We start from the raw sequence: 14537 nt of genomic DNA, 5'->3' as shown, positions 1-14537 counted from the left end.
GGAGGCATCATGAATAGTAAAGGATTCAACACACTGATCGCCGTATTTACGTGCATCGGCCTGGCGGTGGCTGCACAGGCCCGGGCGGATATCGAACGCACGGTTCAAAAAAACTTTCCAGTCTCTCCCGGCGGCTGGCTCTACATTGATGCCGACCTCGGCACCATTGAGGTGACCGGCGGCACTGGCAACCAGGTTGAACTCACCCTCCTTGAAACCATTGATGCTCCGACAGACAAGGCGGCGGAGAACATTCTCAAGGATCTCCATCTCGATTTCACCGCCACCGGCAACGAGGTGCGCGTCAGCGCTCGCTACGACCGCGACCGTTTTTTTAAGTGGGGCAACCGCCGCCTCAAACTGCGCTTCACCGTCACCCTTCCCCGGGCTTTTAACGTCAATTTGAAGACCGCCGGGGGTTCCATTTCGGTCGCGGAGCTTGAGGGCGAAGTGATCAGCAAAACCTCGGGCGGCAGCCTGAGCTTCGGCAAGATCATCGGGCCGGTGAAGGGCAATACCTCAGGGGGCAGCATCACCCTCGAGAGCTGCAAAGGCAAGGCTGATGTCGCCACCTCCGGAGGCAGCATCTCGATCGGCCGGGTAGACGGTGATGTCCTGGCCGCCACCTCGGGCGGATCGATCCGCATCGAGTCCGCCAAAGGGCGGGTGCAAGCCTCGACCTCCGGCGGCGGCATTACCGTCGAAGAGGTTGCCGGCGAGATCGATGCCTCCACCTCGGGCGGCAGTATATCAGCGCACATCACCCGTCAGCCCGCTGCTCCCTGCCGGCTCGCGACCTCAGGTGGCAGCGTCAACGTCAGTCTGGCCCCGGGCATCAAGGTGGACCTTAATGCCAGCACGAGCGGCGGACGCGTTCGTAGTGAAGTGGACGTATTGGTCAAGGGCGAGTTTGGCCACACGGCGTTGCGCGGTCAGATCAACGGCGGTGGGCCGGAGCTCTATTTGCGCACCTCGGGCGGCAACATCACCATCAGCAAAGCGGTGATCTAGTCCGAACGCAGGCGGCCGGCTCGCGACAGCGGGCCGTGCCGCCTGAACAGCCAGCCTCTCGCGCCCACCCGGATTTGGACTGACCGCGACGATGCATCCCGGCCAGCCAGCCTCGCGCGCCCACCCGGATTCGAGTCGAATGGAGAGCTCTTTCAAGTACAAATTTGTAATTCAGCTAGAGTTTGGATGCGCCTATATCCGCAGCCGCCCTTTTGTCCTGTTCGTCCGTGACCGATGTCAAAAAACTGGACATTTCTCCTCCGAGTGTACAACTATTCCTTGCGATTCTCCCGATTTGTGTTATATTACTCTTCAGGAATACATTTGGGGGAGATATGCGACCAGCCCCCATAGCCCCCTCCCCCTGCTTCCACACATCTCCTGGTCCGGCATAATTCGCTGCACATAACCCAACAATGGAGGAATAATGAAAAAAGCACTGATGCTCATCGTCCTGGTCTTGATGGCCGGATGCAGCAAACAGCTTGTCCGGTTTGATCAATATTCCGTGGCCATGAACCTAAAGGTCGAAGCGGACAGTTCAATTTATCTGGGCGACGGCGACAAGTTTAACGGTGTGCTCTTTATCGGCCCGATCCTGAAAAAGGAAACGGCCCCGATCACCTCTGTGAAGGTGATCCAGAATTACGGACGGTATTATCTTTGTGCAGAGGATTTCCGAAATCTCTGGATGATCCAGCCCACCACCGATGGCGCTTCGGGTAAGTACAAGGCGATCGATGTAACTCCCGAAGACAAGAGCGACACACTGAAGAATATCAGCCTGGCGCGCTATGGCGATGAAGAGAGGACATGTGTCCGTTTCCGCTTCAATGGCAAGGAAATTTTCATAAATCAGAAAGGTGGTTTGAATGAAGAGTGTAAATAGATGGGCGACACTGCTGCTGGTGTTGCTGGCACCTGTTCTTTATGCCCAGGATATCCAGGATCTTTACGAGCAGGCCAAAGCGGCGCTTCGCTCCGCAGATTATCAGAGCAGTCTGGACAAGGTCGCTGCCGCCAAGGCGGAGATCAGCAACGATCCCAAACTGGATCCCAACGGGGTGTTTATGAAGCGGCTGCTGCCCGAAGTGGAGACCAATGGCCAGAATATGGCGGCCATCATGTTGGCGCTGGATGAGCTCTATGACTCCTCGCAGAGCGGCCTCACCTTTCCCGACCTCGGGCTTTCTCAGGAAGCCGTGACCACCTATTATTCTCAAGCCCGCGATGCCAGTGAGGAATTGCAGCGGAAACGTGACGAGATCCTTGCCTCGCGCGAGCTGGCGCCCGAGTATAAGGCGGCTCTGCTCAAGGCCCCGGTGTTGACCCGGATCGAAAAATTGGCCTCCACCGGTATCATGGAAAAACTGACGGGCAAATTCTCGCAAATGGTGGGTGTGCTCACCGATTCGCTCGCTGCTGTGGACAACCGCTTCCGAATGGCGGAGGCGCGCCTGACCAAAATGCAGAAATCAGCTGCCGCCTCCAAGCAGGAGATCGAGAAGATCAAGTCCGATATGGCCAAGCTTAATGCCGAGCGGCTCTCTTATATCAACACGATTTCGGAGATGCTGGCCGGCGAGGCCAGTCCCGAGATGGAGCCCATCCGGGTTGCTCTTTCCGAGAACCAGGTCGACGACGTCTTTCGCGGAGTGATCGAGTCGGAGATCCGCCGCGTCAAGGGCATCGCCATCGTCGACTCAGCGGGTTACAAAGAGCTGATGAAGGATTATGACCGCATCCGCAATTACAACCGCATATTCGCCAAGAACAATGTTGCGCCGGACCAGGCCGCCCTGCTGGCCAGTTACGAAGCGGCGATCAAGGCGGTCCCGATCGAGGTGCCAAAGCGGACGAACTGGACGATGCTCTATATTCTCGGCGGCGTTCTTATCCTGCTCCTCCTGGTCGGACTCTTCAGGCTGAGCAGCAGCAACAAACGTAAAAGCCCGCCCGCCAGTTACCAGCCGCCTTATCAACCTTGACCTGATTTCAGGAGCATGCAAAAAAGCTGTGTCCCGCCTCCGCGCGGGCCACAGCTTTTTCTTTTGCGACGATCACGAGACCGCTAGCACGCCGTGTTGCACCCCCTGGTCCCGCGGCGCGCAGCCCCATCCTGCCCAAGTAATTCCTTGATTATTTCATAAATTATTCCTACTTTAAGGCCGAAATAAGTGCATTCCATAAAAGGATAACCCATGCTCAGCAAAAAAAAGATGGAGATCGGCATCGAGGTTGAGGCGTTGTGCAACAAGTGCAAAGCCGCTACCGTCCATGTCGTTGTCGCGATCAAGAGTCAGGACATGGTGCGCGTAATGTGCAAGACCTGTCAGAGCCTGCATCGCTTTAAATCGCCCGAATCCAAATTGCTCAAGAAGGCGGGCAAGGTCGTTAAGCCGAAAAAAGCCAAGCTGACGCTGGAAGCCAGAGAAACCAAAAAATGGAACAAACTGCTCACGGCCGCCGATCCCGAGAAGGCGATTGCATACTCGATGTCGCAAGGCTATTCCGAAAATGACGTCATCCAGCACGACAAATTTGGTCTGGGTGTTGTGGTCAAAATCCTTGATCCCAGCAAAATCTCGGTGGTTTTCGAGGACGGGCTGAAAAACATGGTGCAGAACCACAAGTAGGCGCCACACCCACCGGTCTCAAATATAGCAAAAAGGTGCGATTTTCATCGCACCTTTTTTTTATGCTTAATTGGTATAGAGATAGCGCTTGATCTTTTTCGTCGGCGTTTTCTCAAACTCCTCCGGCTGCTCAATAATCCGGTGGATCCTGGAATAGGCAGCCAGCCGCGCATTGACCTCCGTCCGAATCGATTCCAGCTTCTGCGCCACCACCCTGGCGGCCTCCGAGCCATCGAGCTTGGAAAGATGAAACGCCTCCTCCATCGCATCCATATCGAGGTGGATGCGCGCTACAATGCGTCCCGCCTGTTCGTATACCAGGGATTCGAGCACAAAGGGGGATTCGGAGAGATGGAATTCGATCTCCTCGGGGTAGATGTTTTCGCCGCTCGGCCCGACGATGATATTCTTGGAACGCCCTTTGATGAAGAGATAGCCATCCGCATCGATCACCCCGCGGTCGCCGGTGATCAGCCAGCCATCCTCGGTGAAAGCATTGCGGGTGGCTTCCTCGTTGCGGTAATAACCCTTCATGACGTTGGGACCGCGCGCGACGATCTCGCCGATCCCGGTTTGGGGGTCCGCATCGAGAATGCGCAGAGACACACCTGGAACCGCCTTGCCGGCGGATTGCTGCTTGACCCTGCCGACCGGATTAACGGTTAAAAGCGGCGAGCATTCTGTGAGACCGTATCCCGTGGTATAGGGGAACTTTCCGTCGCCGAGGAAGGCCTCAAGGTCGGGAGGCGTGGCCGCGCCGCCGAAAACCATGAGTCGCATGCGGCTGCCAAAGGCCTGCAGCAGCCGCTTGCCTGCGATGCGGTGGACCACTTTTTTCGCTGGTGCCAGATTGTACAGAGTCTTGGAGAGCATACGCGAGTTGATCTCGCCGAGGACCTTCTTTTTATAAATCTTGTCCATGATCAGCGGTACGGAGAGAATGATAGTCGGCTGCACTGCTTGAATGGCGGGCAGCAGGGTTGCAGCCGTCGGCAATCCTTTGAAAAAATAGACCTTAGCCCCCAGAGAGAACGGGGCGATGAATCCGCAGGTGCACTGGTAAGCATGCGGCAACGGCAAGATCGAGAGCAGGCAGTCGTTATGATCGATCTGGATCGCCTCGGTGGCTGCTTGTGCATTCGAGATGATATTTTTATGGCTGAGCATGACGCCCTTGGAGTGCCCCATGGTGCCGGAGGTATACAAAATCTCCGCCAGATCCTCTTCTTCCGGCTCAATATTGCGTCTGGCCGCCTTTTTCCGCTTGCGCGGCTCCTTGCCGGCGATGAGATCGCTGAACTTTTCGCACTCCTCACTGTCGATCTCCAGATCCTGGTCATCCAGCGCGACCACCACCTCGAAAGAACGCAGATTCAGTTCGGCCACCTTGTGAACCAGCCGGCTGGAAATGAAGAGTCCCTTTGCGCCCGAATTCCGGATAATATGATGGATATCGGACTTGTGAAAATCGTTGAGGATCGGCACGATAACCGCACCCATTCCTGTCACCGCCAGGTAGGCCATGCACCAGCGAGGCGAGTTTTCGCCTAAAAGAGCGATACGGTCTCCCGGCTCGATGCCCCGCTGCCGCAGCGCGGCTATCATCTTCATGACATGATGGCCAACCTGCGTGAAAAGAAAGGGCTCTTCATCAACAAAAGCGAGAGCCACGTCCTCGGGGAAGTTGGCAACTGCCGTACGCAACAGTTCGTACAGTGTACGCTTGTGCAATGCAACCATCGGGAGACTCCTTATCAATTTTTAAGGCCCTGCTGCGTCTATAAAAAGAAAAATAACAATTTTATCCTGTCTGGTCAAGGATTATTCTGAATCCTTCCGCAGCAGCCGGAGAAACCGGGCTGGTGGGCGGCGAGAAGCCGGGTGGGGACGAGAGGCGGGGGCTGCGGGTCAGGCACGGGGGCCGGTCAAAAAAAAGACCGCCCTCCCTGAGGAAGGCGGTCCGGAACCGGTGGCGAACCCGATTACTGGGCGCGTTTCTCGCCAATACGGGCTGCTTTGCCGCGCAGATTGCGCAGATAATAGAGCTTGGCGCGGCGCACTTTGCCTTCGCGCACATTCTCGATCTTGGCTATGTTCGGCGAATGCAGCGGGAAAATGCGCTCCACACCAATGCCTTCCGAAATCTTGCGCACCGTAAAGGTGGCGTTGATGCCGGCGCCCTTGCGGTTAATCACAACACCCTGGAAAACCTGGATGCGCTCCTTATCGCCTTCGATTACCTTGACGTGCACATTGACCGTATCGCCCGGGTGAAACACAGGAATGTCGGTTTTCATTTGCGAAGCTGCCACAAGATCCAGTTTATTCATGATGACTTCCTCCTCACTACGAGGGTTATATTTCAATCCTGCTGATTATACTTTTCGTAGAGATCCGGTCGCAGCGTTTTGGTTCGATCCAGGGCATGCTGCAAACGCCACTTGCGGATTTCGGCATGGTTGCCGGAGAGCAGCACCGGAGGTACTTCCATGCCGCGAAAATTCTGCGGGCGCGTATAGTGCGGATGGTCCAGAAGGCCGGACTGGAAGGAGTCGGTCTCCGCCGAATCGATGTCGCTGATCGCCCCAGGCAGCAGCCGCACTACGGCATCGATGATCACCATGGCCGCAATCTCGCCGCCGGTGAGGATGTAATCTCCGATCGAGATCTCCTCGGAAACCCAGGTCTGGATGACGCGCTCGTCGATGCCCTTGTAATGTCCGCAGAGCAGGATCATCTTTTCCCGCAAGGATAGGATCATGGCCTGCTTCTGGGTGAAGAGCTGGCCGGCGGCTGACATCAGAGTTACCGGCACCCCCTCCAACGCATAAGTTGCAAAGAGATGTTCAAGGCAGCGGAAGAGGGGTTCGGGTTTGAGGATCATGCCCGGTCCGCCGCCAAATCCATAATCATCGATCTGCTGGTGCTTGTCGGTAGCGAAAGTGCGAATATCGTGAAAATAGATCTGCACCAGATCCCTGGCCTGCGCCCGCTTGAGAATGCTGTCGCCCAGCGGGCTTGCGAGCAAGCCGGGAAATGCGGCGACGACATGGATTTCCACGGTTACTCCGTTACAATTCCAACAAGCCATCCACAACGTGGACGATCATCAGGCCGGTCTCGCTGTCGATCTGGCGGATAAACTCGGGAACAGCCGGGATGAGATATTCGCGCTCCTCACCGCGCACCACATAGACATCGTGGGCCGGGTTGCGCAGGATATCCACCACCTGGCCCAGGGCCACACCATCCTCGGTAACCACCTGGACCCCGATGATCTCAAAAAGGTAATGCTTGCCCTCCGGCAGAGGCAACACTTCAGTACCGGGAATCTCCACCCAGGCGGCGCGCCATTGTTCCGCAGCATCGCGGTCATCGATTCCGGCCAGAGTCACAAGCACTGCATCAGGCTGCATCTGCACCCGAGTGATGGAGAAGGGGGTTCTCTCCGTCTCGCTATGGCTCAGCCAGATCTGTTTGAGCTGGCGGAAGCGCTCCGGATGGTCGGTCATCGGGGCGATGCGCAGGGTGCCTCGCACGCCGTGCGGTCGGGTGATGCGTCCGACCACGACATAGGCCGGGGTTCGGGGCCGTCGCTCACCGGAGGCGGCCAGGTCCGATGGAGGATGGTCGTCGCTCAGGCTTCGCTCTTCGGTTCAGTGCTCTCTGCGGCGTCGGAAGCCGTCTCTGCGGCAGCCGGCGCACTCTCTTCAACCACAATATCGGCCTCGGCAACGGGGGCGGCCGCTTCCACCGGAGCTTCGGCTTCGGCAGCGGGGGCCGGCGTTCCCACCGTAGCCTTGATTTCGGCGCCCGCTGCGGATTTGGCCGGCTTCTGGGCTTCGGTTTCGCGTTTGGCCATGGCGTTTTTAGCCTCTTCGCGCTTGCCGCGCTGAATCTGCGCATCCTGCCACTTGCCCATTTCCTCGGTGACCTGTTCGTCGCTGATACCGCGTTTGCGCAGGTCCCATTCGTGCAGGATACCCTGGCGGCGGAACAGGCTGTTAACCGTATCAGAAGGGATCGCGCCGTTGTTCAGCCACTGCAGCGCTTTGGCCCGGTCGATGGTCAGCGTGGCCGGCTGGGTGACGGGATTGTAGTGGCCGATTTTATCCAGATAAGAGCCATCACGTGAGGATTTGGAGTCGATGGCGACGATACGGTAATAGGGCTGTTTCTTCTTACCGATGCGGCTTAATCTCAACTTTACAGACAACGTGTTCTCCTTCGGTTAAAATCCAATGGGCAGGCGCATGCCCCTGCCCCCATGCTTCATCGTTTTCATCATTTTCACGATCATACTGAACTGGTTGAGCACCCGGTTGACATCCTGAACGCTGGTGCCGCTGCCGCGCGCGATGCGCTTGCGCCGGCTGCCGTTGATGATGTTCGGGTTGTTGCGCTCTTGCACCGTCATGGAACGAATGATCGCCTCGACGCGCACCAGTGCCCGGTCATCGACCTGTATCCCGCGGAAGGCCCGGGCATTAGCACCCGGGATCATCGTCAGGATCTCCTGCAGGGGCCCCATTCGTTTGAGCTGCTGGAGCTGGTCGAGAAAATCTTCCAGATTGAACTCCGCCCGGCGCAGCTTTTTTTCGAGCTTGACCGCCTTTTCGAGATCGACGGCCTCCTGGGCCTTCTCGACAAGGCTGACGACGTCGCCCATACCGAGGATCCGCGAGGCGAGCCGGTCGGGGTGAAAGGGCTCGAGCTCGTCGAGTTTTTCTCCGGCGCTGACAAACTTGATCGGCTTGCCGGTGACCGCCCGGATCGAAAGGGCAGCGCCGCCGCGGGCATCGCCATCCATCTTGGTCAATACCACGCCGGTGAAATCGAGCTGCTCCTGAAACGCCCTGGCGGTGGTGACGGCATCCTGGCCGGTCATGCTGTCGGCGACGAATAGGATCTCCGCGGGGGCGGTGGCTTCCTTGATGCGCGAAACCTCCGCCATCATCTCGGCGTCGATATGCAGTCGGCCGGCGGTGTCGATAATGGCCGTGTCGAGCAGATTCTTGCGCGCATAGTCGAGGCCATGCACGGCGATCGCCGCCGCGTCCCGGCTCTCTTCCGCATAGACCGGAATACTGAGGCTGCGTCCAAGCACCTTGAGCTGCTCGACTGCCGCCGGCCGATAGATGTCGGCCGCGATCATCAGGGGATTGCGGCCTTTTTTACGCAGGTGGCGGGCGAGTTTACCCGCAAAGGTGGTCTTGCCGGAACCCTGCAAACCGGCGAGCAGGATTACACCGGGCAGCGCCTTGCCGAACTGCAGCGGCGCCTCTTTCTCGCCCAGCAGACGGGTCATCTCGTCATAAATGATCTTGACCACCATCTGGCCGGGGGTGATGCTGCGCAGCACCTCCTGGCCGAGAGCGCGCTGTTCCACCTCGGCGATGAACTGCTTGGCCACCTTGTAATTGACGTCGGCTTCCAGCAGCACCCGGCGCACTTCGCGCATGCTCTCGGCGATGTTCTTTTCGGTCAGTTTGCCCTGACCGCGCAGATTGCGCAGAACACCTTCAAGCTTTTCACTCAATTCCTGGAACATGCGCAAACGGATTCCTCAAAATGATACAGCTAATAAAAATAGCAAAAAAATTGCTTTATTGCAAGATTTTTTTAGGAGTTTGCGGCAAATTCGGGTCTGGATGCGTAAGCCATGCTGCCGCCTTCAGCGAAGGCCGCGGCGGCAGCGGGATTGGGCGGGCAGGGCGGCTCAGCCGCAGAGCACAGAACCGCCGTTGACGTTCAGGATCTCGCCGGTGATATAACTGGCACCGTCGGAGGCGAGAAAGACGATCGGCCAGGCGATCTCCTCCGCCGTGCCCGGGCGCCGCATCGGAATGGTGCGCAGGATGGTTTCATGCTCGTTCGCGATCGCCGCCGCCGACATCTCGGTGTCGACCCAGCCGGGGGCAACGCTGTTGACTTGGATGTTGTGGCGCGCCAGTTCGACGGCATGGGATTTGGTCAGGCTGATCACCGCCCCCTTGCTTGCTGCATAGGGGGAGTAGACTGGCTCGCCGCGCTGTCCGGCGGTCGAGGAGATATTGATGATCCGGCCTCCCCCCTGCTTGATCATCAGCGGCACGACCGCTTCGGTGCAGAAAATCACGCCATCGAGGTTTATCGCCAGGGTGCGGCGATAGGTTTCGAGCGGAAAGCGGTCGATCGGCGCCGGCAACCAGACCCCGGCGTTGTTGACCAGCACATCGATGCGCTCCCATTTTTCTACGACCCGGGCGACCATCTCGCGCACCGCATGGGCTTCGCTGACGTCGGCGCCGATGAGCATCCCCTCGCCCCCCGCGGCCTCGACCGCCGTCAGCACCTCCCGTGCGGCGGCTTCGTGATGATGATAATTGATGGCGACGCGCGCTCCATAGCGGGCGAAAATCACCGCCGCTGCCCGGCCGATGCCGCGCGAAGCCCCGGTAATGAGCACTACCTTATCCTTGAGACCGATCATGCTTCACTCCTCTGTCACAGGGTTGAATGGTCAGCGGATCAACAGCACCTTGCCGGTGCGTACCTGCGCCGCGGCGCGCAACCGGTAAAAATAGAGGCCGCTCGGCTGCCCGCCGGCATCCCAGCGGTAGCGATACCGCCCCGGTTGCAGACCCGCCTCGACCAGCCGGTCCACCACCTCACCCCTGAGGTTGTACATTTGCAGCGAGACCTCGACGGCGCGAGGCAAGTCGAACTCGAGCGTCATTCCGGCGTTGCAGGGGTTGGGGTAGGCGGGATAAAGGGTGAAGAGTTCGGGTTCTCCTTTTTCGAGGCGTTCAATGCCCGAGGCCGGAGGGAAGAAAAACTCCAGCGCTTCCTTGAGATGGGCGCGCCAGCTGCCCCAGCTGTGCCCCTCATGCCACTCCCGGTACTTCACCATGACGCCGACGCTGCGCAAATGTTCATGCAGTCTGGCGGCATCCCCCAGCAGCGAAGGCTCATAGCTGCCCACATCGATATAGCAGCGGGTGAACGGTTTGGGAGAGGCAAGCAGCTCCATCAGCACCGCCCGGTCGTTGGGCCACATCGCCGGAGAATAGAGCCCGGCGAGACCGAAGGATTCCGGGTGGTGGAAGGTAATCTGCGCTGAAATCAGGGCGGCTAGGGAGGGCCCCAGCATCGCCCGCTGCGCGGGATCCTTCGACGTATGCCAGGCGGAGTCGACCTGCGCCATCACCTCCTCAATGATAAAACGCTCCAGGTTGGCGGCGGTGGCGCCGCTGTACTCCTCGATCCGCTGTGCAGCGCTGACCGGGGGCACAAAGACGGCAATGATCGGCTCGATCCGCCGCCCGGCGATCAGGTTGTCCAGGACGGTTTTGGCCGCACCCAGGGAGAGATACTCCAGGCCGTCATGAAAGAGCACCACCGGATAGCCTTTTGGCCGCGCCGCATCGTAGCCAGCCGGGAGATAGATCCGCAGCGCCCGGGTATTCTTGAGAATCGCGCTCGTGATGGTTCCCTGTTCGAGCCGGCCGGGGGCTACTGCAGGATCGGGCGTGCATTCGGGCGAGGGCAGGTAGCCGGGCATCCGCAGCTCGGAGTTGGGGCCATATCCCCCATAGCAGAGGTTGGGATTCTTCGGATCGAGGATCCAGCTACTGTTGTTGAGCACGAATTTGTAGTCGAGCCGGGCATCGACTTCATAGACCTGGCGGGCATAGAACAGGGTGGTTCCGGCGATCCGCCTCATCGCCAGAGTGGCAGGATCCCAGCCGTTGGCATCGCCGGCGATGGTCACCGCCGCGGCGCTGCCGCGATAAAGGAACCAGGCGATGGTATCCGCTTCGATCAGGGGCAGGGGCCCGGCCATCTGCAGAAAGCTGTCCGCAACGACCTGCCGTTGCGCCTCCGGCAGACTCTGCAGGTGCTGCAAAAAGTCGCTGAATCCCGATCCGGTCCAGGCCGGCAGCGCCGCATCGTCACTTGCCGCGCCGCTGCCGGCGGTTGCCCGGAAGAAAGTCAGGAGTACCGCGAGGACGGCGAGGAGCAGGATCAGTCCCGGAAATTCACAAATTTTCATGTTCTCCTCACTAAAAAGTACAGTTCTAATATACGCATTCCGGATCAGTCGGGCAAGCCTGAACATGGGCCGGAGGATGAAACCGGCAAGGAAACGGCATTATAACCGGATACCCGCCTCGACGGGAGTCGCACCTGGCAGCCCGGCTGCAGCCCGATCCGCGGCAAGGGGGAAGGTACCAGAGAGGGGGATCGCGGCCCGGAGCAGCGGATGCGACCGACGAAGGCGGATGCGAACCAGAGAATATAACCATTGATCGGGACGGTAAATATTGATATACTATACCATGGTCTGCTCCTCTCCCAGAACCGCCATCCTCCTGCTCCTTGCAGCCCTGGGCCTGCTCGCACCGCAAGACGCGCTGCAGGCGGGCACCACCGGCCGGCTTGAAGGCAGCGTCCGCGATGCGGCGAGCGGTGAACCGCTGCCCGGCGCGACGCTCCTGGTGCTGGAGACCAGTCAGGGATGTGTCGCCGATGCAGAAGGGCGTTTTGTCCTGCAAAATCTCCGCGCCGGCCTTTATCAGGTACGCGCCTCCCTGCTCGGTTACCGGACGGTTGTTTTCAAGGAGGTCACCATCCTCCCCGATCTCCGGACCAAGCTCGAGGTGCGGCTCGAGGCCGCGCCCATCGAGATGGCCGGGGTTGAGGTCACTGCGGTGCGCCCTGTCATCCAGACCGATGTCACCGGGACTGCCTATGAAAAAACCGCGGCGCAGATGGAGACCTTGCCGATCACCCGATTTCAGGAGGTGGTCGGTATGCAGCCCGGCGCCACGGCCGACGGCCATGTCCGCGGCGGCAAAAGCCGCGAAGTGATCTATCTCGTCGACGGCCTGCCCATACAGGACCAGATCAGCGGCGGTCTCGGGATGGAACTGCCCCGCAGCGCCGTCTCGCAACTCAGCGTCAAGACGGGCGGCTTCGATGCCGAGTATGGCCAGGCCCTCTCCGGCATCGTCAACGTCATCACCCGCAGCGGCGACGACCAGCCGCGCCTGCAGTTGCGCCTGGCCAAGGACGACCTCTTCGGCGGCACCCAGGTGAGTAAAAGCAACGAGGCGGAACTGACCGCCAGCGGCCCCCTGGTGCGTCGCAAGGGCTCCTTTTTCCTCGCCAATACCCTCCTCCTCTCCGGCACCCGCTGGTGGCAGGATATGGAGTACTTTTTCCGCTCGCCGACACAGAAAGAACTCTATGGAATGGCCAAGACGGACTGGAATTTCAGCAGCGACAAGCGACTGACCGGCCAGCTCCTCTATTCCCTCAAGCGCAGCCGGGATTACGCCTTCAGCTGGCGTTACAATCTTGTCGGCCTGCCACTGCGGCGAAGTGAAAGCCTCCGCTCCGCGCTCTACTGGACCCATACCCTGAATCCCCGGCTCTTTTATTCCATCAGTCTCAGCCAGAGCGGGATGCGCGCACGAATCGGCGAGGGGGCGGCGGATTCGGTGGCGGGAACACCCTGGGAATACGATTTTTATCTGCGTTACGTCGTTCGCGGCGACCGTATCTGGTGGGCCGACCTGTGCCAGAACAGCACCACACTTAAAACCGAGCTGACCAGTCAGTGGCGTCCAGCGCACCTTTTCAAGGCCGGAATGGAGATCAAGCAGTATGCGATCCGTTCCACCCTCATTAAAATGGAGCCGCAGCTCTCCTATTTCGGCAAGCCGCTGATCGATCTGGCAATGCTCAATTACTCCACCCGCTACCGCTACTTCCCGCGCTTCGGCGCCCTTTTCATCCAGGACAAGTACGAATCCCCAGCGACCCGGTCGGTCATCTCCGCCGGCTTGCGCTGCGAATTTTTCGATCCCCGCGCCCGCCGTCCGGCAGTCGAACTGATTCCCGCAGGACCGGACGAGTACCGCGAAGAGATCACCGGCTCTGTCCCCGCCCGGATCGCCTGGCAAATCAGCCCGCGGATCGGCTTTGCCTTCCCTTTCACCGACAAAAGCTTTTTTTTCATAAACTGGGGCCGCTATCTGCAATTCCCGCTATTCGAGCACCTCTACTCCGGCCTCGACAACGTCACCTTCGAGCGCGGCGTCAAGGTGCTGCGCGGCAATCCCGATCTGCTCGCGGAAAAAACCAGCGCCTTGGAGATCAGCATCCGCCATAACTTTTACGAAAACTGGGTCGGCTCGGTGCTCTGGTTCCAGAAGGAGACCACCGACCAGATCGACAGCAAGACCTTCGTCTCGGCCAACAGCCGCATCGCCGGGGATTACGGCTTTGCCGAGTATGTCAACAACCCCTACGCCACGGCGCACGGTTTCGAGTTCGTGATCAGCCGAGAACGCGGCAAATGGCTCACCGGCAGCCTCTCCTACACCCTAATGGAGGCCAAAGGGCTGAGCGAAACCGAGGATCAGGGGTTGAACTATGCCCAGTGGGGGTTCCCGGTCGCCCATACGCCCTACTACCTGAGCTGGGACCAGCGCCATTCGCTCAAGGCGGACCTGGATCTGGCGCTGCCCGGTTCGGTGCAGATGAACCTGGTCTGGCACTACCACAGCGGCCGGCCCTATACCTATTACCCTTCGGAAAACGGCTTTGCAGCGGAGAATGCCGAGATGCTTTTTGTGCCCAACAACCGCCGCATGCCCGGTTTCAATCAGACCGATCTGCGACTTTCGAAGGCGATCGCCTTCGGCGGCACCGCCAGCCCCTGGCTTGAGCTTTACTTCGAAGGGCATAATCTCTTCAACGCCCGCAATGTGATCTGGATTGACGCCTCGGGTCGGACCGGCGGTGAGTTGGGCGATCCATCAGCCCGCGAGACCGGCCGGCGTCTGCTGGCCGGCTGCAGGCTCGGTTTCGGGGCCGGATCCCGGCAGCGCTCCTGAAGGA

The 14537-nt window shown here is 59.2% G+C and carries 13 protein-coding genes; 5 read left to right on the top strand and 8 right to left on the bottom strand.

All coding sequences use genetic code 11. From position 1 onward, the window contains the following. The first annotated feature begins 9 nt into the window (after positions 1–9). The 4 genes from PLH32_12175 to PLH32_12160 all read left to right on the top strand — a co-directional run bounded on the left by PLH32_12175 (position 10) and on the right by PLH32_12160 (position 3647). Positions 10–1011, top strand: a complete 1002-nt coding sequence (locus PLH32_12175; protein ID HQJ65362.1) for a DUF4097 family beta strand repeat-containing protein — start codon at positions 10–12, stop codon at positions 1009–1011. Positions 1012–1438: 427 nt separating this feature from the next. Beyond that, positions 1439–1900 carry a hypothetical protein gene (locus PLH32_12170; GenBank protein HQJ65361.1) on the top strand — a complete coding sequence of 154 codons (462 nt, stop codon included), beginning with the start codon at positions 1439–1441 and terminating at the stop codon, positions 1898–1900. Continuing rightward, complete coding sequence (locus PLH32_12165; protein ID HQJ65360.1) at positions 1884–2999, top strand: hypothetical protein; 1116 nt, start codon at positions 1884–1886, stop codon at positions 2997–2999. Before PLH32_12170 ends, PLH32_12165 begins: the two co-directional genes overlap by 17 nt. Positions 3000–3212: 213 nt before the next feature. After that, positions 3213–3647 (top strand): hypothetical protein, encoded by a 435-nt coding sequence (locus tag PLH32_12160; GenBank protein ID HQJ65359.1) that lies wholly within the window; start codon positions 3213–3215, stop codon positions 3645–3647. A 66-nt stretch (positions 3648–3713) separates the two neighbouring features. Here the strand turns inward: PLH32_12160 and PLH32_12155 are convergent, their stop codons facing one another. From PLH32_12155 to PLH32_12120, 8 genes are all read right to left on the bottom strand, one after another. Then, a complete protein-coding gene (locus PLH32_12155; GenBank protein ID HQJ65358.1) occupies positions 3714–5387 on the bottom strand; it encodes an AMP-binding protein in 1674 nt (557 codons plus the stop codon). Positions 5388–5629: 242 nt separating this feature from the next. Continuing rightward, positions 5630–5977: a 50S ribosomal protein L19 gene (rplS, locus tag PLH32_12150; GenBank protein ID HQJ65357.1), complete on the bottom strand. Its 348-nt coding sequence runs from the start codon at positions 5975–5977 to the stop codon at positions 5630–5632. Positions 5978–6009: 32 nt separating this feature from the next. After that, on the bottom strand, positions 6010–6708 hold the full coding sequence (trmD, locus tag PLH32_12145) for a tRNA (guanosine(37)-N1)-methyltransferase TrmD (protein HQJ65356.1): 699 nt from the start codon (positions 6706–6708) through the stop codon (positions 6010–6012). A gap of 10 nt (positions 6709–6718) precedes the next feature. Continuing rightward, positions 6719–7216, bottom strand: coding sequence for a ribosome maturation factor RimM (rimM, locus tag PLH32_12140; protein HQJ65355.1), 498 nt, complete (start codon positions 7214–7216; stop codon positions 6719–6721). Positions 7217–7284: 68 nt separating this feature from the next. Further along, positions 7285–7863 (bottom strand): 30S ribosomal protein S16, encoded by a 579-nt coding sequence (gene rpsP / locus PLH32_12135; protein HQJ65354.1) that lies wholly within the window; start codon positions 7861–7863, stop codon positions 7285–7287. Positions 7864–7878: 15 nt separating this feature from the next. Beyond that, positions 7879–9198, bottom strand: coding sequence for a signal recognition particle protein (gene ffh, locus PLH32_12130; GenBank protein ID HQJ65353.1), 1320 nt, complete (start codon positions 9196–9198; stop codon positions 7879–7881). Positions 9199–9366: 168 nt separating this feature from the next. Continuing rightward, positions 9367–10119: a 3-oxoacyl-ACP reductase family protein gene (locus tag PLH32_12125; protein ID HQJ65352.1), complete on the bottom strand. Its 753-nt coding sequence runs from the start codon at positions 10117–10119 to the stop codon at positions 9367–9369. Positions 10120–10149: 30 nt separating this feature from the next. Continuing rightward, complete coding sequence (locus tag PLH32_12120; GenBank protein HQJ65351.1) at positions 10150–11682, bottom strand: alpha/beta hydrolase-fold protein; 1533 nt, start codon at positions 11680–11682, stop codon at positions 10150–10152. 271 nt (positions 11683–11953) lie between these two features. Here PLH32_12120 and PLH32_12115 point away from each other — a divergent pair, with 271 nt between their 5' ends. Continuing rightward, on the top strand, positions 11954–14533 hold the full coding sequence (locus tag PLH32_12115) for a TonB-dependent receptor (GenBank protein ID HQJ65350.1): 2580 nt from the start codon (positions 11954–11956) through the stop codon (positions 14531–14533). Positions 14534–14537 lie beyond the last annotated feature (4 nt).

The organism is bacterium (assembly GCA_035419245.1).
Taxonomy (GTDB): domain Bacteria; phylum Zhuqueibacterota; class Zhuqueibacteria; order Residuimicrobiales; family Residuimicrobiaceae; genus JAKPUX01.
The sequence above is the reverse complement of the archived record's forward strand: the minus strand, read 5'-3'. Positions and strand labels throughout refer to the sequence as shown.